Source organism: Eggerthella lenta DSM 2243 (genome assembly GCF_000024265.1).
Classification (GTDB): Bacteria; Actinomycetota; Coriobacteriia; order Coriobacteriales; family Eggerthellaceae; genus Eggerthella; species Eggerthella lenta.
In genome coordinates, this window is the sequence record NC_013204.1 from 3,183,233 (window position 1) to 3,203,650 (window position 20,418).

Consider the following 20,418-nt stretch of genomic DNA (forward strand, 5'->3'; position numbering starts at 1 on the left):
CATGCAAAAGGAGGCGCCGCGTGGAACTCCTTGAATTCTCGCTGCTCATGCTGGCCGCCGTGCTGCTCTCATCCGTCATCGACCAGCTGGTTCCCAAAGTGTCATCGCCCCTCATCCAGATAGGGCTGGGCCTGCTCATCGCGCTGGTCATGGGCACGCAGATCAGCATCGCCTTCGATCCCAACCTGTTCCTAGTGCTGTTCATAGCCCCGCTTCTGTACGACGAGGCCAAAAACCTCGACAAGAAGGCGCTGTGGGAGAACAAACGCCCGGTGCTGTCGCTGGCCGTCGGGCTGGTCATCGCCTCGGCCCTGATCATCGGGTTCGCCGTCAACTGGCTGGTTCCATCCATCCCCTTGGCCGCGGCGTTCGCCTTGGGCGCCGCGCTCGGACCCACCGACGCGGTGTCGGTCGCCTCGCTGTCGAAGCAGGTGAAGATCCCCGCACGTTCGCGCAATATCTTGGAAAGCGAATCCATCATCAACGACGCCTCGGGCATCGTGTCGTTCCAATTCGCCATAGCCGCAGCCGTCACCGGTACATTCTCGCTGGTCGGCGCCACGGCGAACTTCTTCTTCGCATTCCTCGGCGGCGTACTCGTGGGCGTAGCGTTGGGGCTCACGGGCAACTTCATCGTGCGCCGCGTGCGCTCGTGGGGCCTCGAGAACACCACGTTCCATGTGCTGTTCGAGGTGTTCGTGCCGTTCATCGTGTACCTGGTGGCCAACGCGCTGGGCACCAGCGGTATCATCGCAGTCGTCGCCGCCGGCATTTTGAACGTCGTATCGCCGCGCGCCATCGGCCCGTCCGTCTCGCGCATGAATATCGTGTCCGCCAGCGTGTGGCGCGTGCTGACGTTCGCCCTCAACGGCATCGTATTCGTGCTTCTGGGTACTCAGCTGCCGCGCGCCATGCAGCGTACCTGGGAAAACGTCACCATCGATAACGACGTTCTCATCGGCTACATCCTGGGCATCACCGTGCTCATGCTGGCCGCCCGCTTCCTTTGGGTGCTTATCATGGAACGCGTCCATCGCCAGCGCAGAGGCCGGATGACGTTGGACGAGCTTCGCTCGACGGCCATCATGACCTTGGCCGGCCCGAAGGGAACCATCACGCTTGCCGTGGCGTTCACTATTCCTTTCTCCATCCCGCAGCGCGAGCTGCTGCTGTTCCTAGCATGCGGCGTCATCGTGGTCACCATGCTGTTGGCCACGTTTGCCGTGCCGCTGATCGCGCCGAAGAAAGATACCGACGACGAGGATTGCTTCGACGAGGAGCAAGCCAATATCGAGATACTCCGATCGGTCATCGAAGAGCTGGCGGCACGTCAAACCGGCGAGAACCGCGCGGCCACGCAAGCGGTCGTCCACGGCTACAACGAGCGCATAGCCCGCCTGAAGAACAGAAGCGAACTGCCCGACGAGTCCATGGCGCCCTTGCGCCTGAAAGCGAACCGGTGGGAACGCGATTTCACGCTCGACCTCCTTGAACGCGAGGAAGTGGATCAGCTGATAGGGTACCGGCACATCAAGCGCCTCTCGCGCACGGAAAATCTGCTGCGCCATCATGCCGACCGCGTGTCGCTGCAAATCGCCTACCTGCGCGTGCGCACGCTCGCTCACGCAGGATGGCATCGTATCGTGGAGGCGCTGCCCGGCGACGATCTCTCCGAGCGCGTGCAGGCCGAGCGCGACCTGCGCCTCCGCAGCAACGAGCACGTCATCGAAAAGTTGCAGGCGGAGCTCGCCTCTCCCACTTCGGAAGAGCCTACCGAGAACCTGAGCAAGCTGCTACTGGAATACCAAAGCCTCGTGCAAACCATTCACAGCGCCGCAAGCCCGTCCATCACCGTGCTGACCAGCACTGCGAACAAAGCCGTGGACATCCAGCGCCAAGGACTGCGGCTTGAGCTGGAAGCCATTCAGGCGCGCTACGAGGAGGGGGCGCTGCCCCGCTCCTCGTACAAACGGCTGCGCGAGAACGTGATGCTCATGCAAATCGATCTGGAGGACAACGTGTAGAACAAGACAAAAGGACGGAGTCAATGTCTCATTTTCAGGGGGACTTCGCCTCGGCTGCCCAGCTTGCGCATGCAACCCGCGCACGTAGCACGCGCCTCGCCTAGAACAGAAGCATCACCGCGACCACGAAAGCAGCCGTCACCACGAAACCGCCTGCGACGATGGCCCACACAGCAGGGCGCGCCCAGTTCAGCGTCCAACCGACGCCGAAACGCTCGGGCAGGAACAGGCTGGCATCGTCGGGGTTGCAGTAGAACACGCCGAACTTCCAATAACGGTCGTCGTCCACATGCAGCCGATCGGATGTCTGCATGTTCTTGAACACGCGCGAACCCGCCTGGCCGTACACGAGGCTGATGGCCATGGCGCCGACGCACAGCACGATAGCCGCGATCATGATGAAGACGGCTGCCTGACCCAGGTCGATCACGTTCATGAACGACAGCGGCATGGCGATCATGGCCACCGCTATCACCACGCCTCCCGCCACCAGATAGATGCTCTGCGCGCGGGCGAACAGGCCGTAGGCCAGCGCCGACGTGGCCGGCGCGCCGGGTTCGGCCCACTTCTTCGAACGAGCGATGGTCCAGTGGGAGAACACGAAACACGCGGCCATGAACCCCTGGATGAGTACCGGCATCCACAGGATGAGCGGGGTTTTCTCAGCCCAATCGTTCACGGTGCCGTCGAAGCCCATATGCATGGGAATCATGTCGGGCATATGCACGTAACCCACCGCGCCCACGGCGAAGGTGATGGCCATGATGGGCAGGTACAACAGGTTCCATTTGAGAGAGATGGCTCGCGGCACGGGCTGCTCGCCCACCACCGCGACAGACTCCTGCGCGTCAGCCGTCCAACCGCGCTTGGCTTTGTATGCGGACATCTTGGCGCGGAACGCCAGCATGAGCGCGTAGCCGCCTGCGGTCACCGCCAGCGACCCGACGATCAGCGCGCCCAGCACGCCGCCTGCGTTGCCCATGGCGGCGCTCGCGAAGCCGATGACCGTGAACACCGCCGTAGCCGACCCGACGATGGCGGCGTAGCGGCGCTTGAGTCCTACGACGTACGGATCGTGCTGCTCGGAGGTGGGAACGGTGACCGTGAACACCTCGCCGCGGCGCATGAGGTACGGGGTGATGGCCATGAACGCGCCGATGACCGGCATGAGCAATGCCGTAACGGCCATTATGACGGTCGGGTCGAACCCTTCCACTACAGCGCACCCCCTTTGAACGCCGGTTCGCACGAGGCGGCGCGCTCGATGTTCTCGCCCTGCGCGTCGCGGCTCGCTTGCGCAGTTCGGGCATCGGATCGTTCGCCCGCCCCGTAGGCGCGCGCGGCCTGGCGCTGCGCGCACTCCAGGAACTCGCCCCACGTGCCGCCGCGCGCCCGGTGCGCCAACGCCAGCTCGAACAGGCCGTCCTCCATCTTCGCCAGCTCGATTTGGGCGCGGTCGGCCCGATCGTCCTCGCACGGGTCGGCGATGTAGGCGCCCGATCGGCCGCGCATCAGCACGTAGCCCTCGTCGCGCAGCACGGCGTACGCCTTGTTCACCGTGTGCAGGTTGATGCCCAAGTCGCTAGCCAGCGCGCGAACGGATGGCAACGCCGTGCCGGGCACCAGCTCGCCCGTGGCGATGGCCGCGATGATCTGGCTGCGTATCTGCAGGTACAGCGGTTCTTCCGACTTCTGATCGATGCGAATAACCATACGCACGCCTTCTCCCTTTCGTTTCCTCGTCGTATTGTAGCGCGCGCAACCGAGAGGCGGCGATCGCGCAGGCGATTATCGTCTCGCACATTCGTCCTCCGCGCCGCCTTGAGCGACTACGCCCTCAGCCCCCGCTTCACCGCGCCGCGGTACGCCGCGACGGAGACCGCGGCCGCCAGAAGCGCCAGCACGAGCGACGCGCCCACGCCTAGCAACGTCGTGACGCCCATGCCGAGGACGCAGAACACCATGCCGATCATGATCACGGCGAACACCGGAACGCCGCGCTTCACCGGCTCGTACACGCTGGTCCAGTCGTACTTCGGGCTGCGCGCGTCAAGCGCCAGTCCCAGACATGCCGCCAGCATGCTGGCCGCAAGCGGCACCGCGAACAGCGCTGCGACAGACAGGGCGTCCAGCGGCAGCGACACCGCCATGAGCACGGCCGACACCGCGAGGCACTGCACGGCGATGGCCAAGTTGACGGCCACCTTCGCTCCCAGCACCGTCGCCGGCGACACGGGAGCCGTCAGCATGAGCCAACGCGCCGAGCCCTCGAGCGAAACCGACGCGGCCGTCGTGGACGAGATAGCGCAGAAGAACGCGAGCGCCCACGGAAGCAGCGCGCCGACGAACGGCGCGTACGCGGGCGGCAGCAAATCGAGCGACAGCATCCCCGTGGCAGAGCCCACCGCCACCGCGACGGCTGCAACCAGCACCAGCACGTAGCCTATGCACGCGTTCATGAAGTAGATGGGCGTGGCGGCCAAAAGCCGCAGCTCCTTCACCATGAGCGCGCGGAAGGGCGTGGACGACTTCGCACCCGCGCCCTTATCGCCGTCGAACGAGAACGTCCCGCGCGGCCTGGACGACATGAGCAGCGAGTTCACCGGCACGAATAGGCGCACGACCAGCGCAAACACTGCCGCCGCAGCCGCGATGTTGACCGCAGCGAAGGCGGCGAACTGCACGAGGTCGCCCTGCACGATGCCTGCAGTCGCCCATGCGGCCGGCGGGAAGATGGCCGCGAGCTGCCCCGTCAGCTGGGCGCCGAGCGCACTCAACGCCGCCAGGTCGTCGGATTGGCCGGACAGCGCGAACGAGCCGAACACCGCCGCCAGCGTGGCGGCCAGCGTCAGCACGATGACCGCGACGTTCGCGTGCTTGAAGCGCGAGGACACCGCAGCGATCAGCACCGCCAGCACGACGGCCGCGGCCAGGGGCAGAAGCGGCGCCAGCACGATGGACAGCGCCATGCACGCGACCCCGACCGCCGACACCCCGGCAGCCGACGCGTACACGGCGAAAGCCGGCACCATCACCAGCACGCCGAACAGCAGGCTCATGGCGTACAGCGATGCGATACGCGACAACACCACCGACGACGTGGGCACGGGAAGCGACATCACCAGGTCGTAGTCCTTGAAGCCGAACAGCACGCCGTTCGTTTTGAGGAACGCCGCAACCGCGCCGGCGATCGCGCCCACCAGCACCGCGACCAGGGGAACGGCTTCGGCCAAGCCGATTTGGACGAGCCCCTGCGCCACGCCCGCCGAGTACGCCGAAGCGAACAGCACCACGGCCGCCACGACCAGCGCCGCAAGCGCCAGCGTGCGCTTCGCCTTCGCGGGGTCGGCGTGCAGCGTCTTGTTGATGCCGAACAGCCCTAGCAGCTGTATCTTCAGCAGCAGAATGAACGGTTTCATGGCAAACCCCCTACGCGTTCCGGTCGATCATGTCGAGGAACACGTCCTCCAGGCTCTCGTCGCCCACCACGTCGGCCGTCGGGCCGCATGCGCGCAGCGTGCCCTGCTTGATGATGGCCACCTTGTTGCACAGCTTCTCCACCACTTCCAGCACGTGGCTGGAGAAGAACACGGCCGAGCCGCCATCGGCCAGCTCGCGCAGCATCTCCTTCACGTGGAAGGACGCCTCGGGGTCGAGACCGACGAACGGCTCGTCCAGCACCAGCAGTGTCGGTTGGTGCACGAGCGCGCCGATGAGCACCAGCTTCTGGCGCATGCCGTGCGAGTACGAGGAGATGAGGTCGCCCAGCGCCGAGGTGAGGCTCAGCCGGTCCGCGTACGCCCGGATGCGGCGTTCACGCACGTCGGCGGGCACCTCGAAGATGTCCGAAAGGTAGTTGAGATACTGAATGCCCGTGAGGAACTCGTAGATGTCGGGGTTGTCGGGCACGTAGGCGGTCATGCGCTTGCAGGCCAGCGCGTCGGTTTTCACCGACTGACCTGCGATGCGGATGTCGCCCTCGTCGAAGCCCGTCACGCCCACGATAGCGCGGATGAGCGTGGTTTTGCCGGCGCCGTTGTGGCCGACGAATCCGAAAATGTCGCCCGGCATGACGTCGAGCGTCACATCGTCCACCGCCCGTTTCGCGCCGAACGCCTTCACCACATGGTTGACCGAAAGCACCGGAGCGGCCTTCTTCTGTTCTGCCGTCATGCGCGTTTCCTTCCCTATCCGCGATCCGTTCGCGGTTGTTGACCTTCCCGCGGTTGTTTGTTATATTTATGCTATAACAGATGGAACAAAGATGCAAGAGCCGTGCTGGGGATCGGATTCAGGAGAGACAAGGGGCGCTAGCATGAAGCGGATTTCTATTTTCTTGGCGATCACGTTCATATTGACCTGGGCGTACGAGTTCGGGGTGGTGTATCCGATATCGTCGGGAGCGCTCGTGGGCGTTCCTCCGGTCGCCGCGCAGTTCGCCACCGGCGCCGCCATGTTCTTCCCCGCCCTGGGCGTGCTCATCACGCGCCTCGTCACGCGCGAGGGATTCAAGAACAGCCTCATCAAGCCGCGCGGGTTCAAGAAATCCCTGCCGTGGTTCGTCGTCGCCTGGTTCGGTCCCGCCCTGCTGGCCGCCATCGGCGCGGCGGTGTACTTTCTGGCGTTCCCGCAGGATTTCGACCCCAGCATGTCGACCATCGTCGCCACGCAACAGCAGGCCGCAGCGGCGGCGGGCGCGGGCGACGTCTCCGCCGACCAAGTGCGCGCCATGCTGCTGGCCCAGCTGCCTTTCGCCGTGTTCCTGGGCCCCGCGCTCAACATCTTCACGACGTTCGGGGGTTATAGGCAAGAAAGTGTGTCCAGAGCCTAATCGTAATCCATGCGATAAGGGCCGCTTGCATGCAGGTCATTCCATTGCACAGCAGTGCCCCAGCGCCCCACCGCTTCATCTTTTTCGCTAGCTTCGGCAGCTGCTCGATAAAACTCAGCAATCAGGACGTCCGTCGGCATTTCCTTCAGGATCTCTTTCGGGCTTGCACGGGCTTCAAGGTCCATATAGCACCACCAGAACGCCGCCTTGACGCGCCTCGTCAGCCTCAATCCCCGATGCTCTCGCAGCATGTGGCGGATCTGGGCGTTCACGCCGCCTTCGATCCTGTTCGTAGTCGCCGGAACAGGTCCTCCCTCGAGCAAGCCTTCGTCGAGATAGGTGAATAGGGTACCGGCCCTACAAAGCTTCAGAAGCCCGCCGCGCGCAGTGCGCAGCCTCTCGTGCTTGTAGCGGATCCGCCCGTCAACCACCTCTTTTTCCTTTAGGAATCCTTCCCATGCCGTGCACCAATTAGAGAAGCCCGCAAGCCACTCCGCAGCTTCGTTGAGGCTACCTATGCGCATGAGCTTCTTGGCGATGCCATAGAGCTCAACGCCCGCCTGGAGCCGCGGCCTGGTCGTGGTCTGGCGCTTCACCTGACAGAACGCATGGAAGACGCAGCGCTGCACGCGTGTGTTCGGCCACACGGCGCGTCTCGCCTTCTCGAACCCCTTTCCGCCATCGGTAATCACGACGTCGGGAGGGGCTATGCGCGCCATGAGCGCCGCCCACGCCTGCGCGTTCTCGCTTCTCGCTAGATGCCAGCCGATCACGTGCTTCTCGGTGCAGGCGATCATAATCACGACGTCGCGCCCCAGCCAAAGGCCATCCACCTCCACCACGTGGTGGACCTCGTCACAGACAGGAGCCACGGGCCACAGGTCCCAGAACTTATTCGTGAGATGCCGGAAGGTGCGTCCGGGCATGCCGAACTCGCCTTGGGTCTTTTTCGAGAGCAGCCACCTCAGGAACAGCTCTAGCAGTTTAGGCTCGTTGTCGTAACGTTGCGTGGTGGATGCGCCGCATGCCTTGCAGCGCCAACGAGTCGCCCCCGACGAGGTCTTCCCGTTGCGTTTCGTGTCGCCCCCGCACGCAGGGCACAGTATCTTCTTCATCCCGTGATTGAACCACGGAATTTAAGAGGGCGGTTTACGGCCTCTGACCTGCGGTGTCAAGTCGAAAGCGGACACACATTCTTGCCAGGCACTTAAACCTGCCTCCGAAATTTAAACGATGGTTTATCGAGGGTTTGACCTGCCCTTACACCCCTAAAACGGACACACTTTCTTGCCTATAACCCACGTTCGGCGAGGAGTGGGGCTGGCGCGGCTACCTGGTGCCGAAGACGGCTGCGCGCCTGCGCATCGTGCCGACGCTGCTGGTCACGGGCGTGATCTGGGGTTTGTGGCACGCGCCGCTCACCATCATCGGGCACAACTACGGCGTGGGGTATCCCGGCTGGCCATTCGCCGGCATCGCTGCCATGTGCGTGTTCTGCACGGCGCTTGGAATCTTCCTCACCTACGTCACTGTGCGCACGGGCAGCTGCTTGGCGGCGGCTGTCGGCCACGGTGCGATCAACGCGTTCGTCAGCGCGGGTATCATGTTCTCGCTCACGGGCGGCAACCCCTTCGTGGGACCCATGCCCGTGGGCATCGTCGGCGGCAGCGCGTTCATCGTGGTCGCGGCCCTCATGCTGTGGGATATGCACCGCCGCGAGAAAGCCGGCACCCTCGCTATGCCGCAGGCGGGCCTGCCCGACGACATGACGAAAGCCGACCTCGCCCGCACGGCAAGCTAGCATACGCGCCTACCGCTTGATCACCGGGCAGACGACGGCGCTGACGGCGGGCAGCGCCGCGCACAGGTAGAGGGCGGACAGCGCCGAGGCCGATGCGTCGACGAGCGCGCCCGCCAACCCGTCACCCCAAGAAAGCGAACCGGAACCCAAACCCCCTTGCTCAGCATCGAACGGGATAACAAGAACGGATGTTTCACGTGAAACATCCCGCCGCACTTGGTGCGGTCGCCGCGCACCAAGAAGAAGTGAGGGCGGGGTCGAGCTCGCGCTTTGCTCTTCGAACGCTACGGCCGGCGCCCTCCTCCCCTGCGCCTGCGCGGGATCCGCGGACGCAAAGGGCGTCGGCGCAGTACGCACCCATTCATCTGCGCAAGCACAGCCTCGCATCATTTCGCGTCGCGAGGCTCGAACCGATTTCAAGGACCCCTCTGCAACTTTTTCGACTTCGTGGCAGGCTTCAGGGTCGAAAACGATCTTCCGGATGATCGATCGACTGCAACCAATCGAGAAGCTCTTGGAAAACCCCTGGTCGGCGCTTTCGGCGGCTTCCTCAACCTGCCACGAAGTCGAAAAAGTTGCAGAGAAGCTCGATTTTTCTACTCGAGCTGCACGAGCGGGAGGCTGGCAGAAGGACCCCTGCCATCCGAGTACGCTTCACATGAAACACCCCGCCGTCGTTGCAGGCGGCACGCGGCGTAGGAGGGACGCCCCGAAACGGAACGCCCCTCCTCAAGATCGCCGCGCTATACGGTGATCTTGCCCTTGCCCGTACGCTCGACCTCGCACAAGCCGGATCGGAAGGGAGGGAATCCGGTGATGGGGTCGAAGTCGCGCGTGGTCAGCAAGTTGATATCGGCCTGGTGCCAACCGTGGAAGACGTCCACGACACCGGGCAGCACGAGGTTCGTGATCTCGGCTTTCATCGTCACTTCACCGAACTGGTTGAACACGCGCACCTGCGCGCCGTCCGTGATGCCGCGCGCCTCGGCGTCGTCGGGGTGCAGGCGCACCACCGGGTCGGGCATGAACTGGTTGAGCCACGGCAGATCGCGCAGCTTCGAGTGGGTGTAGTACGGCACGCGCGAGCCGCTGTTCAGCACCAGCGAGTAGTCCTTCGCCTCGTCGGGCGTGCTCACCGGGCTATGCACCGGCTCCTCGTACACCGGCAGCCCCTCGAAGCCGTACTGCTTCAGAATCTCGCTCACCAGCTCGATCTTGCCCGTCGGCGTGTTGAAGCCGGGCTGGCCGTCCTTGCGCAGGCCGCCGGTCTCGTACTTCTTCTCGTCCTTCGAGCCGCCCGGCACCTCGTAACCCTCGGGATGCTCCCGCAGCAGCTCCAGCGAGATGTCGATGCCCGCACCCCGGTACATATCGTCGAGCGCCGCCTCCACGCTGCCGCCGTAGCACTCCTCCTCGAAGCCCAGCGCGCAGCCGATCTCCAGGATGATCTGCCAATCCTCGCGGCACTGGCCCATCGGCTTCACCACCGGGTCGCGATGGAAGATCTTGCGGCCGAAGATGGCTGGCGGGGCCATGCGCTCGTAGCACATGGCGGCCGGCAGCAGCATGTCCACCAGGTCGTGCGTCCAAGGACGCATATAGTAGTCGATGGCCACGGTGAACTCCATGTCCTTAATGGCCCTCTGGTACTCAGGCGTCTGCGGCCACATCATGGAGTTCACGCCCAGCAGCACGCCGGCGCGGATCTTGCCGTCGGCCACCAGCTCGGGCAGGTGCGCGGTCTGGATCATCTTGAAATAGTGCGCCCACACCGGGAAGTCATCCTTGTCGTAGCGGATATCCTGCAGGCCCTTCTCGGCGTACATGTCCTCGAGTCGAAACGCCGCAGTGGACGCCGAGTAATCGAACGGCAGCCCCGGCCCCATGGCCAGGCCGCCCGCCACGTCCAAATCGCCCGTCAGCGCGATGATCGAGTACACCGCGCGCTGGAAGTTGCCCACGTTGGTGGCGTGGCACGCGCCGGCCGAGCTGGACACCAGCGTCGCGGGCGCGTTCTCGCAGATGATGCGCACGGCCTCCTCGAGCTTCGCAGCGGGAACCCAGGTGATCTCCTCCACGCGCTCGGGCGTGAACTCCTGCACGTAACCGGACAGCTCGTCGAAGCCGTGCGTCCACTTCTCCACGAAGTCCTTGTCGTACAGACCGTCGCGCAGCATGACGTGGATGAACCCGAGCGCAAGCGCGCCGTCGGTGCCGGGGCGCAGCTGCAGATGCACGTCGGCCAAGCCGGTCACCGTGGGCGTGATGCGCGGGTCGACGACGACGAACTTGCAGCCGCGCTCCTTCTGCTTCATCATGTCGCCGAAACGGTAGGGCTGCGACCATGCCGGGTTGAGCGACCACACCAGGCAGCTGGCCGTGGCGTCGGTAGGATCGGAACCCATGGTCAGCTGGCCGGTCACCAGCTGCGAGCAGATCCACGTGGCCGCCGCGCAGGTGGAGCTTTCTGTGCCGTACGTGGGCGAGCCGAACAGCGTGGCCAGGCGCTGCATAGCGCCGCGCGGCTCCTTCGGGTCGCCGCAGTAGAACAGCACCGCTTCGGGACCGCTCTCTTCTTTGATGCGGTTGAGCTCGCTGGCGATGCGCGCGTACGCGTCGTCCCAGGAGATGGGCTCCCATTCGGGCGCACCCGTGCCCTTCGGGTTCGTGCGCACCATGGGATACGTGATGCGATGCGGATCGTACAACTCCTGCAAGCTGGAAATGCCCTTCGCGCAAATGGGGTCGGCCGGGTACTTGTCGCGCGCCTCCACGCGCACCACCTTGCCGTCCTTCACCGACGCGGCGATGCCGCACTTCGGCACGTGGTTGCACATGTCGCAATAGGTGTTCTTCACCTCGATGGGCGCCTCTTCCGCAACGGCCCCTTCGGGATGCACGATCTCGTACGCCCCACCGGCCAGCGCGGCACCCGCAACGGCCGCCGTCCCCTTGAGGAACGTGCGGCGCGAAACATTGATATACTCGCTCATAGTATCCCCCTACCTTCCCTTCTTCGACGAGGCCAGCGCGTTGGACGGCAGCACGTCAAGCGGCATGCCATCGACCGGGCGGTAGTAGAACGAAGTCTCGTCCACGCGCAGCACCGCCTCGTCGCCGGCGATGAACTTCGACACCGGGCTCTCCGGGTCGTCCAGGTCGCCGAAGTAGCGCGCGCGGCCCGGGCAGTTCACCACGCATGCCGGCTGCTTGCCCTCGGCCAGCCGGGCCTCGCAGAAGATGCACTTCTCGGCCACCAGCTCGCGCTGCACGCCGTAGGACTCGTAGGGCGCGGGCACGTCGGCGCCGAACATGTTCTCGCTCGTGCGGTTGAGCTTGCGCGCGCCGTACGGGCACGCCGCCAGGCACAGCCCGCACGCGATGCACTTCTCGTAGTCGATGACGGTGATGCCGTCGTCGCGCCGCACGCTGGCTCCCGTGGGGCAGGCGTCCACACACGCGGGCTTCTCGCACTGCACGCACGCGTTCGGCACGTACGCCCGACCGCTCTCCCCTGCCTGCGTGCCCCATTCGTACACGTCCAGGTTGTTCCACGACACCCCCGGCCGCTGGTTGTTCTGCATCTGGCACGCCACCACGCATGCGCCGCATCCTGCGCATCGGCGCAGGTCGATGGCCATTCCGTACCTTGTCATCCCCTCGTCCTTTCTCCCTGGCGCGGCCGTTTCGGCTCGCACATCTCCTGGTGCGAACTCTACGCGGGACCGAGGGCCTCTTCCAGAAGCGCCCGCAACAACCGATTTCCGTATTTCGCCCTCCCGCGCGGCTGGCAGCGGCATCATCGGTTTCTGGCGTACGCCAGGTTTAAGCACGTCAAAGGGACGGGCGACTTGACACACCTCAACCTTGTCGGTGACGAGCGGCATGTGTGTCAAATCGCCCGTCCCTTTGACACACGACACACGCTCTTCGGCGTTGGCGGCAAACCCCCACAAGTGATAGTATTGTCCTGGGGATTCACCATGCAGCGCGGCTGGCCGAGCCGCAGGGAGAGGGAACCATGGCAACCGAGCAAGAGTATCGATCCATCCTGATACCGAACCAGCCGTTCCGCCGGCTGAAGATCGCCGACTACATTTCGCAGGGGAAGAAGAAAAAGCTCTTCAAGGGCGAGTACATCCGCACGAGCGCCAAGACCATCGACGACTTGTACTATTACTACATCGACGAAGGCCAGATCGTGGCCACGTTCGAGCAGGAATCGGGCGAGGTGGCGCCGCTGTACTGGCGCAACGCGGGCAACGCCTTCTCCGCCGAGTACAACGACTACGCGTCCATCGGCCGCTACAAAGCGCGCTTCATCGCCGCGCAGAACACCGTGCTGTTCGCGTTCACGCAGCGCCAGCTCTACGAGCTGAGCCAGGACGACCCCGAGCTGTTCTACGAGTTCATCAACGTGTGCCACATGTCGTTCGCGCAGATGGGACACCGCATCAGCAACACGGGCTACCAATCGTCGACGAAGCGCATGATCATGTGGCTGCAGAAGCTGTGCGCCACGCAGGAATGCGACGAGCACGGCGTGTACGACATCGAGTGCAAGCTGACGCTGCAACAGCTGTCCGAGCTGCTGTCCATCCACATTACCACCTGCACGAAGATCGTGGCGGCGCTGGAGAACGAGGGCGTCATCGAGCGCACGCGCACGCGCATCCGCATCTTCGATGCCCAGCGCCTCGCCCAATACGGCCTCGAGGACACCCCGCTGGCGTACTGATCGCTCCTATGGCGCGAAGTCGCGCTTGCGATCTGAAGGAGCGCGTTCCGCGCCGATTCGTGACGGACGCGGCGCGCGAACGACATGGCGAAAGACGCTCACCTTCCCCAGCCTTATGCAAAGCGAGACAACGCATCATCGCCCGTAAAACACGGTTTTCGCACCTGAGACGTGTTTTTCGGGCGATGATGGGCCGCGCACGGCTCCGCTCGCTGCGATCGCGCATGTTTCGCAGCTAGCGTACCTTCGCCACGATGAAGCCCAGGGTGGCCACGGCCATGACGGCGGAGAAGCCGAAGGCCAGCTGGTAGGCCAGCGCGGGGTTCGCGAGCCCCGCCGCAGACGCGCCTGCCACCGCGATGAGGAACACCATGACCGACGTGCCCAGCGACGCGCACGCTTGGCGGGCCGAGATGCAGAACGACGAGCCGTCGGCCACGATAGGCCGCGGCAGCTGCGCGAGGCTCCACGACGTGAGCGGCCCCACCAGCCCCGACACGCCCACCGCACGCACGGCCTGGCACAACGTGGTCACATACAACGGCGTGTCCGCATCGAGAAACGACATGAGCACCGCGCCGGTCGCCAGAAACGCGCCCGACACGAGCGCGACGGGACGCACCCCCACTTTGTCGGTGAGCACGCCCGCCAGCGGGTTCAGCACGAGCGCGGCCACGGTGCCGGGCAGCAGCACAACCCCGGCTTCGAGCGCGGTTCCGCCGCACAGCCCTTCCACGTACAGCGGCACGATCAGCGTCACGCCCATGAAGGAGGCGTTCAGCAGGTTCTGCGCAATGAAGCCCGCGCGATACTGGCGCGATGAGAAGATATCCATGCTGATCAGCGGGTCGTCCACCCGCTTCTGCCGCCGCACGAACAGCACGAGGAACAGCGCGCCCAGCACAAGCGGAGCCCAGATGAACGGGCTTTCGAACGAGAAGCTGCTCGCGTTCGAGAACGCCAGCAGCAGCCCGCCGAACCCGAGCGTCGACTGCGCGAGCGACACCACGTCGAGGCGCGCGCTCTTGTCGGGAGCCGCCGAGGGTTTGATGGCGACGGCCGCCGCAGCGGCAAGCGCCAACATGATGACCACGAGCAGCACGAAGAAGCTGCGCCATCCCAGCGAGAAGCTCATCGCCCCGCCGATGGTGGGACCGATGTTCGGCGCGAAGCCCATCGCGATGCCTGCCACGCCCATGGCCGTGGCCTGACGACCGCGCGGGAAGCGCGTCATGGCGATGGTCTGCATGAGGGGCATGAGCATGCCCGTGGAGATAGCCTGGAACACGCGGCCCGCCAGCAGCACGCCGAAGTTGGGAGCGAACAGGTCGGCCAGCGCCCCCACCAGGAAGAACGCAAGCGCGATGAACACGTGCTGGCGCACCGAGAAGCGTCGCGAGAGGAACGTGGCCACCGGAACGGTGATGCCCAGCACCAGCATGTAGCTGGTAGTCAGCCATTGTCCCAAGTCCACCGTCAGGCCGAACTGCAGCATGATGTCGCCCAGCATGGCGTTGACCGCAGTCTGCGAGAGGTTCCCCGACGCCGACGCCAGCACGACGATGGCGAACAGCGCGTACACGCCCATCCGCTCGCTCTTCACTCGTTTCATGCCCGCATGTCGCCTACCCTCCGTTTCCCACCAGCGCATTCCAGTATATCCCAAATATGCGCGAACGCAGGAGGAGCCTCTCGCGCTTCGCGATGCAAAATCGCTAAAGCGCACGAGGCTCCTCCTTGGACGGGTCGCTTGAAAGACATGCGTGCGGCCATCGGATCATCTTAGCGAACAACCCGAAAGCAATCGACTCCGGAAACGCCTATCGCTACGAACGAGCGAGTGCGCTTCTAGCCGATATCCTCCCGAACGCACCGCACTCCCCCACGTTTCCACCTCCTTGGTACAGATGGCCCCAAATCGAGCCGAACTCACCGGCAGAATACAATCCCGGAATAGCCTGCCCGAACGGGTCGAGAATCTCGCCCTTTTCGTTGCGAACCGGACCGCCATCGGTATTGAGCAGTGCAGGGACGCAAAGCATCGCGTAGTAAGGAGGCTGGTTCAAACCGGTGAGCGTGTCAGAAGGACGGTAGAAAGCGAGATCCTCTCCCTTGTCCACAAACTCGTTCCATTGCTTGACCGTTTTCAGCAGCTCGTCTTCGGGAACTTCGATAACCTTGGCAAGCTCCTCGAGAGTGTCCGCTGAAACCGCCCATCCGTCACCGACGGGATCGGTCGAAGTCTCTTCCGGACACGCACCCGCGTCAAGACCCGCCTGATCGAATACGAACCAACCCTTTTCCGGCAAGGGAAGGTGCGCCATATCTCCACCGAACTGCGTGATGCCGTGTCGGTAGCCGACGTTGCGAGTTATGTCGGTATCGGGCAGCGCATATTTTTTGAAATTGCTGCATGCGTCGAAGTCCTGGTAGAACCTTCGTCCGTTCACGCCGACGGTGATGCCGTGCTGCTTCACCGTAAACGAGTACAACGTCGAAACGAACCGGGTGTTCTCTATGTTGCGCAAAGAGAGCCAGTATTGGGCGCCTCCGTGCATATGCCAGAAGTCGGCACCCGCTTTCATGCAGATACGATGCCCGTCGCCAGTGTTCGCCTTGCCTGCATACGGATAGCCTTTGACGCCCGTATAGTCGCGAAGCATATCCGGGTCGCTTTCGAAGCCCCCCGTGCACATGATGACGCCTCGCTTCGCACGGTACGATTTGCCGCCCGCCACAACGCCCGTCACTTCGCCCGTTGAGGCATCGCGAACAAGCGACTCCAAAGGCGTGGAAGCCTTGTACTCTATCGTGTCGTTGCGCTTCTTCATTTCGGAAAACAAGAACTCATGGATATGATGGGGCTGATCGCCCTCCGTTTTGAAGAGAAGGAAGCCCACCGTGTTGTCGTCGGGGTACTCGGCGTATTCGTTCGTCTCCTCCCCCGATGGGTCGGGTTCGTAGATGTTCAGCCACTCTTCCTTAGCCCCCAAACCCAAAATCCAGTTCAGGTTTTCCTTCGATTCTTCCACGAACGCCCTGATGGTTGCTTCCGGAGTGCTTTCCCCTATAAGGTGTCCCAAGTAGTTCATCGGGCCGTCGGTTTCGTCGAAATACAGCTGCCAACCCGCGCAGAACGGGCTGTTCCCGTTCGGAAGCGAGTCCTTTTCCACGACAAGACAGGAAGCCCCGTCACCCTCGTCCGCCACCGTTATCGCAGCAGTAAGCCCCGCAATGCCGGCACCCGCCACTATGACGTCGTACTCTCCGTCCCATTTCTCATTGGAAGAAGCCGAATCGGCTTCCCCGCTGGCGCACCCCGCAAGACCGAAAGCGGTAGCCCCGGCCAAAGCCAGACCTGCCCCCTTCAAGAAATTGCGGCGCGTTGTCTTGGTTCCCTGCTGATTCTCATTCGTCATCGCGCATTCCCCCTCCATATCTCATCCCTTTCTGCATCGATCGCTAGCCTGCCGAAGCCAGCGCCTCGACAGACGGCAAGGCTCGCTTCCGCAACCTGCCGCTTCCACTTTTACCCTTCCTCCCGAGCCCGTTCATCCGACAAACTGTCCGAACGAGGTTGAAACGTATCCCCGAACCGGATGATTTTCGTCCCGGACGCACTATGCGAGGCAATATCGCTATCTGCGCGCTTACCGCGAGAACCTCGATGTTTTATAGTGGATCGAACCAGAAACTGCACCGTCTCGAACCAGGCACGACCAAGAAGAGCGGCACGCGTTTTCGCGCGCTAGCGTAAGGCCTGAATCGGACGCGACGCGATAAACGGTCAACGGTTGGTCGTTCGAATGAAATCAGGCTTCCAAATCTCTCTGGAATGCAGAAAGGCACCCATGAAGAACGTCATGCCCTATTCGCTCGATGACGAAGCTGTTCGTTCGGATGCAGCCGTCTCCGTCATATCTTCGATCGGATTGACTGCCGTGATAGTATGGGCCGACCTCTTGGGGCACGGATTCGGATTCGCACCGTCTTCGTCGATTATTCAACAGCTGGGAAATGCCCGTCTTTTCTTTCTCGCAGGATTCACCCTCTGTGCCATAGGATCCGTGCTTTTAGCGAGAGCTCCACAAAGAAAAACGCAGGTGCTGACAAAGGTGGCTCCGACAGCCGCTTTCCTTGGAACAGGACTATACGGCTTCGCCTACCTGCAAACGGCGCTGCCGTCGGAGATCATCGCGCTTCTGGGACTCGTCTGCTGCGGCGCCGGATACTACGCGACGACTTTGCTCATATATTGCGAACTCGCAAAAACGAAACGCCTCGTCATGGCAATAGGAGCCTTATCAGCGAGCTTGATTCTCAAAACGATCGTCGGCTCGGAGTTAAGCACGGCTCTGACCTCGTCGGCACAAGTGGTTTTGGCTTCGATTCTGCCTTGGGTCTCCTTCGTGTGCCTGGAGGCGCTCAAGCGCTTCGGCACATCACGCTATCTCGAAGCATACCGCTCTCGCCCACTTTTGACGAAAAGAGGTATGTACGACCTCGTGTTTCTGCTAGTAGCCGTATCGTTGATACTGGCGGCTCTGAGAGGCACCAGCCATCTTGGACTCTGGGGAAGCAACCATTTGGGATCGCCCGTCTCAACTCCGGCAGGCTACCTCACAGTCGCCCTCGCTTTGACTGCTTGCGCATACCTCACCCTGCTTCGCAACAGCAATAATCAGATGCTTGTTCGATACCAGCCTGCGTTCCTTGTCCTAGCCGGAGGCTTTCTCATCTACGTTCTTCAGAATGAGTACGTTTTCGCACGGATCGCAGATCCCGTGTTCGACTGGCTCTACCTGACCGTAGAGTTGTTCGGGCACCTGCTCTCGGGAACCATGATCATCACCGCCATCCGCTCGACATCGGCGCCGGCCTGGTTGTTCCAAGGAATAAGCGATTCAGCTTTCGGCTTAGTCGCTGTACCATGGCTGTTCCTCGTTCAGGAAGCTCATGTCGATATCAGAATCCTGATGGCCGTAGCCATCTTCCTCGTGATGGTAGTCGCCATACGTCCCATGAGCACGCGCCCCATGGAAATCGAGCGCTCGTTCTCTTTGTCATCTTGCGAAGGCGTAGCGGAGCTTCAAGGCGATCGTTCGACAAGCGCAAGCGAGCCAACAGAGCGCAACGAAGCCTCGATAGAGCAACGCGTCAGCGAAACCCTGACGAAATACCATCTGGAAATCGCGAAGCGGCACAATCTTTCCTCCCGCGAAAGCGAGGTATTCCTCCTTTTGGCTCAAGGCAGAAGCCGTCCTTATATTTGCGAGGTATTCTGCTTGTCCGATGGCACCGTCAAAACGCATATCACGCATATCTACCGCAAATTCGATGTCCACAATCGACAAGCTTTCATCGACCAAGTTCAGAAAGAGATCGCGGAGCTCGACATGCGCAATGGACACCAAAGCGCATAGCGCCAAAACTCAAACAAGCAGCAGGCACGGGCGCCAAACGCTGTCCCCAAATTGGCAGCCATGGCAAAGTCAGCCCGAGCGAACTCGTTTCAGGTTCCACGCGACCTGGCCTTACGTCGTGCATCCGCCCGGGCATTCGACCCAACCCGTCCGAAACCGCCTCCAAAATTGCCACAGCTTGCCATTTGGGGACAGCCAACGAGGGCGTCCTCCCACGCAATTACGCCGCTGCTTTGGCGCGCGCCGACATCTTAGCCACCTTGCATGATAATACCAGTTCAGCTATATTTAGTATTGCTAGGCTACAGAGAAGGGGAGCGCGCATGGCGGAAAACGAGACCGACCGAAACGAACCATGCGAGCCCGACATCGACGAGGTAGCCGTCGCGCCCGCCTACCGCATGAGCCGCGGACGCGTTGCGCTGCTGGCTGTGCTGGCCATCCTGCCGGTTGTGCTGACCGCGCTCGCCCAGCCGTTTCTGCCGGATAGCGTCCCCCTGCACTACGGAGCAAGCGGCCCGGATCGATGGGGATCGAAAGGCGAGCTGTTCGTTGCCGCCGGCATCATCACCGTCATCGCGTTCGTCCTCGTGGCGGTATACGCCGTGGTCGAACATCAACGAGAAACGGGGCGGGAGGACTGGCTCGTCGTAGACGGCCCCGTCACCAGCATGTTTCCCGTCTTCTCCATCTGCCTTGCGATCATTGATTGCCTCGACGCCGCCTACGTCTTCGCCGCCTTCCAGCTGGGAGGCTTCTCGATGCCAGAGAACATGGGCTCGCTCATCGGAGGGATCGTCTGCCTCGTCGTGGCGCTCTCCCTACTCACGCCAGCCTTGTACATGCTGATCACGGGCAAGGGCCTCTCGCTCGTGAACTTCCATCCCGGAACGAGCGACCTCGAGAAACGCACCGGAGCCGACAAACAGCAGGCGCGCGCCATCGGCGGTTTGCTGCTATTCCTCACCGTCATCGTCCTCGTGGAATTACTCGTAACGGTGAAATGAAAACGCACCCGCCACTTTCGACGGGTGCGCGCTAGTTGAACGCTTGCTGGGTCTTCTCCAACCCTACCTGCACCAGGGACAACGCTGCCTGTGCGCCGCGGTCGGTGGCTTGGACGAAGTCGTCGGCCGCGTCCTTCTTCGGCTTCGACAGCACCCAGTCCACCACGGGCATGCGTCCCGGCGGGCGCCCGATGCCCACGCGCACGCGATGCCAGTCGCGCGTGCCCAGCTTGTCGCAGATGGCACGCAGGCCGTTGTGCCCCGCGTGCCCGCCGCCGAACTTCACGCGCACGGTACCGGGGTCGATGTCCAGCTCGTCATGCACGACGATCAGGTGCTCGGCATCCACGCCGTACGCGTTCATCAGCTGCTTCACCGGGCCGCCCGACGTGTTCATGTAGCTTTGCGGCTTGGCCAGCACCAGGTCGTGGTCGCGATACGCGCCCTTCGCGGTCAGCGCGCCACACTCCGTCTTCCAGTAGCGCGCGCCCACCTCCTCGGCGATCAGGTCCACGGCGTCGAACCCGGCGTTGTGCCGCGTATGCTCGTACTCCTCGCCCGGATTTCCCAGGCCAACGATCAAAAACATCGGAC

The 20,418-nt window shown here is 62.9% G+C and carries 16 protein-coding genes and 1 pseudogene; 6 read left to right on the forward strand and 11 right to left on the reverse strand.

Translation table 11 applies throughout. From position 1 onward, the window contains the following. Positions 1-20 precede the first annotated feature (20 nt). Positions 21-2,024 (forward strand): cation:proton antiporter, encoded by a 2,004-nt coding sequence (locus ELEN_RS13740; protein WP_009609424.1) that lies wholly within the window; start codon positions 21-23, stop codon positions 2,022-2,024. A gap of 100 nt (positions 2,025-2,124) precedes the next feature. On the opposite strand, the gene ELEN_RS13745 is transcribed toward ELEN_RS13740, so the two are convergent. The 4 genes from ELEN_RS13745 to ELEN_RS13760 all read right to left on the reverse strand — a co-directional run bounded on the left by ELEN_RS13745 (position 2,125) and on the right by ELEN_RS13760 (position 6,197). Further along, positions 2,125-3,240, reverse strand: a complete 1,116-nt coding sequence (locus ELEN_RS13745) for a DUF1648 domain-containing protein (protein WP_009609321.1) — start codon at positions 3,238-3,240, stop codon at positions 2,125-2,127. Beyond that, on the reverse strand, positions 3,240-3,737 hold the full coding sequence (locus tag ELEN_RS13750; protein WP_009609402.1) for a GntR family transcriptional regulator: 498 nt from the start codon (positions 3,735-3,737) through the stop codon (positions 3,240-3,242). The genes ELEN_RS13745 and ELEN_RS13750 overlap by 1 nt, the downstream gene beginning before the upstream one ends. A 116-nt stretch (positions 3,738-3,853) precedes the next feature. Next, the gene (locus ELEN_RS13755) at positions 3,854-5,443 is read right to left on the reverse strand and encodes a putative ABC transporter permease subunit (RefSeq protein WP_015761388.1); all 1,590 of its coding nucleotides are present in this window, start codon (positions 5,441-5,443) and stop codon (positions 3,854-3,856) included. A gap of 10 nt (positions 5,444-5,453) precedes the next feature. Next, positions 5,454-6,197, reverse strand: a complete 744-nt coding sequence (locus ELEN_RS13760) for an ABC transporter ATP-binding protein (protein ID WP_009306861.1) — start codon at positions 6,195-6,197, stop codon at positions 5,454-5,456. Between the two features lie 142 nt (positions 6,198-6,339). Between ELEN_RS13760 and ELEN_RS13765 the strand changes: the two genes are divergently transcribed. Continuing rightward, on the forward strand, positions 6,340-6,855 hold the full coding sequence (locus tag ELEN_RS13765) for a hypothetical protein (RefSeq protein WP_009306862.1): 516 nt from the start codon (positions 6,340-6,342) through the stop codon (positions 6,853-6,855). On the opposite strand, the gene ELEN_RS13770 is transcribed toward ELEN_RS13765, so the two are convergent. Beyond that, complete coding sequence (locus tag ELEN_RS13770; RefSeq protein ID WP_009307321.1) at positions 6,852-7,970, reverse strand: IS256-like element ISEle1 family transposase; 1,119 nt, start codon at positions 7,968-7,970, stop codon at positions 6,852-6,854. The genes ELEN_RS13765 and ELEN_RS13770 overlap by 4 nt on opposite strands. A 200-nt stretch (positions 7,971-8,170) precedes the next feature. Between ELEN_RS13770 and ELEN_RS13775 the strand changes: the two are divergent. Next, positions 8,171-8,656: pseudogene (locus ELEN_RS13775) on the forward strand (CPBP family intramembrane glutamic endopeptidase); the annotation flags it as partial. Between the two features lie 9 nt (positions 8,657-8,665). On the opposite strand, the gene ELEN_RS13780 reads toward ELEN_RS13775, so the two are convergent. From ELEN_RS13780 to ELEN_RS13790, 3 genes are all read right to left on the reverse strand, one after another. Continuing rightward, on the reverse strand, positions 8,666-8,806 hold the full coding sequence (locus ELEN_RS13780) for a hypothetical protein (RefSeq protein WP_226844200.1): 141 nt from the start codon (positions 8,804-8,806) through the stop codon (positions 8,666-8,668). Positions 8,807-9,399: 593 nt separating this feature from the next. After that, positions 9,400-11,649, reverse strand: coding sequence for a molybdopterin-containing oxidoreductase family protein (locus ELEN_RS13785; protein ID WP_009306867.1), 2,250 nt, complete (start codon positions 11,647-11,649; stop codon positions 9,400-9,402). Positions 11,650-11,658: 9 nt separating this feature from the next. After that, entirely contained in the window at positions 11,659-12,312 is a 654-nt protein-coding gene (locus ELEN_RS13790; RefSeq protein WP_015761389.1) for a 4Fe-4S dicluster domain-containing protein, read from the reverse strand. Between the two features lie 365 nt (positions 12,313-12,677). Between ELEN_RS13790 and ELEN_RS13795 the strand changes: the two genes are divergently transcribed. Further along, the gene (locus ELEN_RS13795; protein WP_009306869.1) at positions 12,678-13,394 is read left to right on the forward strand and encodes a Crp/Fnr family transcriptional regulator; all 717 of its coding nucleotides are present in this window, start codon (positions 12,678-12,680) and stop codon (positions 13,392-13,394) included. 235 nt (positions 13,395-13,629) lie between these two features. Here ELEN_RS13795 and ELEN_RS13800 read toward each other — a convergent pair whose 3' ends face one another. Both ELEN_RS13800 and ELEN_RS13805 read right to left on the reverse strand, forming a co-directional pair. Further along, a complete protein-coding gene (locus ELEN_RS13800; RefSeq protein WP_009306870.1) occupies positions 13,630-15,006 on the reverse strand; it encodes a DHA2 family efflux MFS transporter permease subunit in 1,377 nt (458 codons plus the stop codon). A 214-nt stretch (positions 15,007-15,220) separates the two neighbouring features. Beyond that, complete coding sequence (locus tag ELEN_RS13805; RefSeq protein ID WP_009306871.1) at positions 15,221-16,831, reverse strand: FAD-dependent oxidoreductase; 1,611 nt, start codon at positions 16,829-16,831, stop codon at positions 15,221-15,223. Between the two features lie 414 nt (positions 16,832-17,245). Here ELEN_RS13805 and ELEN_RS13810 point away from each other — a divergent pair, with 414 nt between their 5' ends. Continuing rightward, positions 17,246-18,817 (forward strand): helix-turn-helix transcriptional regulator, encoded by a 1,572-nt coding sequence (locus ELEN_RS13810; RefSeq protein WP_015761392.1) that lies wholly within the window; start codon positions 17,246-17,248, stop codon positions 18,815-18,817. Between the two features lie 323 nt (positions 18,818-19,140). After that, positions 19,141-19,824, forward strand: a complete 684-nt coding sequence (locus tag ELEN_RS13815; protein ID WP_015761393.1) for a DUF1648 domain-containing protein — start codon at positions 19,141-19,143, stop codon at positions 19,822-19,824. Between the two features lie 31 nt (positions 19,825-19,855). Here the strand turns inward: ELEN_RS13815 and pth are convergent, their stop codons facing one another. Next, positions 19,856-20,413, reverse strand: a complete 558-nt coding sequence (pth, locus tag ELEN_RS13820) for an aminoacyl-tRNA hydrolase (RefSeq protein WP_015761394.1) — start codon at positions 20,411-20,413, stop codon at positions 19,856-19,858. Positions 20,414-20,418: the final 5 nt, after the last annotated feature.

Excerpts from the sequence above, each read along its gene's own strand:
- ELEN_RS13750 (WP_009609402.1), bottom strand. The coding sequence starts at position 3,737 with ATGGTTATTCGCATCGATCAGAAGTCGGAAGAACCGCTGTACCTGCAG.
- ELEN_RS13755 (WP_015761388.1), bottom strand. The coding sequence starts at position 5,443 with ATGAAACCGTTCATTCTGCTGCTGAAGATACAGCTGCTAGGGCTGTTC.
- ELEN_RS13760 (WP_009306861.1), bottom strand. The coding sequence starts at position 6,197 with ATGACGGCAGAACAGAAGAAGGCCGCTCCGGTGCTTTCGGTCAACCAT.
- ELEN_RS13765 (WP_009306862.1), top strand. The coding sequence starts at position 6,340 with ATGAAGCGGATTTCTATTTTCTTGGCGATCACGTTCATATTGACCTGG.
- ELEN_RS13770 (WP_009307321.1), bottom strand. The coding sequence starts at position 7,970 with ATGAAGAAGATACTGTGCCCTGCGTGCGGGGGCGACACGAAACGCAAC.
- ELEN_RS13785 (WP_009306867.1), bottom strand. The coding sequence starts at position 11,649 with ATGAGCGAGTATATCAATGTTTCGCGCCGCACGTTCCTCAAGGGGACG.
- ELEN_RS13790 (WP_015761389.1), bottom strand. The coding sequence starts at position 12,312 with ATGACAAGGTACGGAATGGCCATCGACCTGCGCCGATGCGCAGGATGC.
- ELEN_RS13795 (WP_009306869.1), top strand. The coding sequence starts at position 12,678 with ATGGCAACCGAGCAAGAGTATCGATCCATCCTGATACCGAACCAGCCG.
- ELEN_RS13800 (WP_009306870.1), bottom strand. The coding sequence starts at position 15,006 with ATGAAACGAGTGAAGAGCGAGCGGATGGGCGTGTACGCGCTGTTCGCC.
- ELEN_RS13805 (WP_009306871.1), bottom strand. The coding sequence starts at position 16,831 with ATGGAGGGGGAATGCGCGATGACGAATGAGAATCAGCAGGGAACCAAG.
- ELEN_RS13810 (WP_015761392.1), top strand. The coding sequence starts at position 17,246 with ATGAAGAACGTCATGCCCTATTCGCTCGATGACGAAGCTGTTCGTTCG.
- ELEN_RS13815 (WP_015761393.1), top strand. The coding sequence starts at position 19,141 with ATGGCGGAAAACGAGACCGACCGAAACGAACCATGCGAGCCCGACATC.
- pth (WP_015761394.1), bottom strand. The coding sequence starts at position 20,413 with ATGTTTTTGATCGTTGGCCTGGGAAATCCGGGCGAGGAGTACGAGCAT.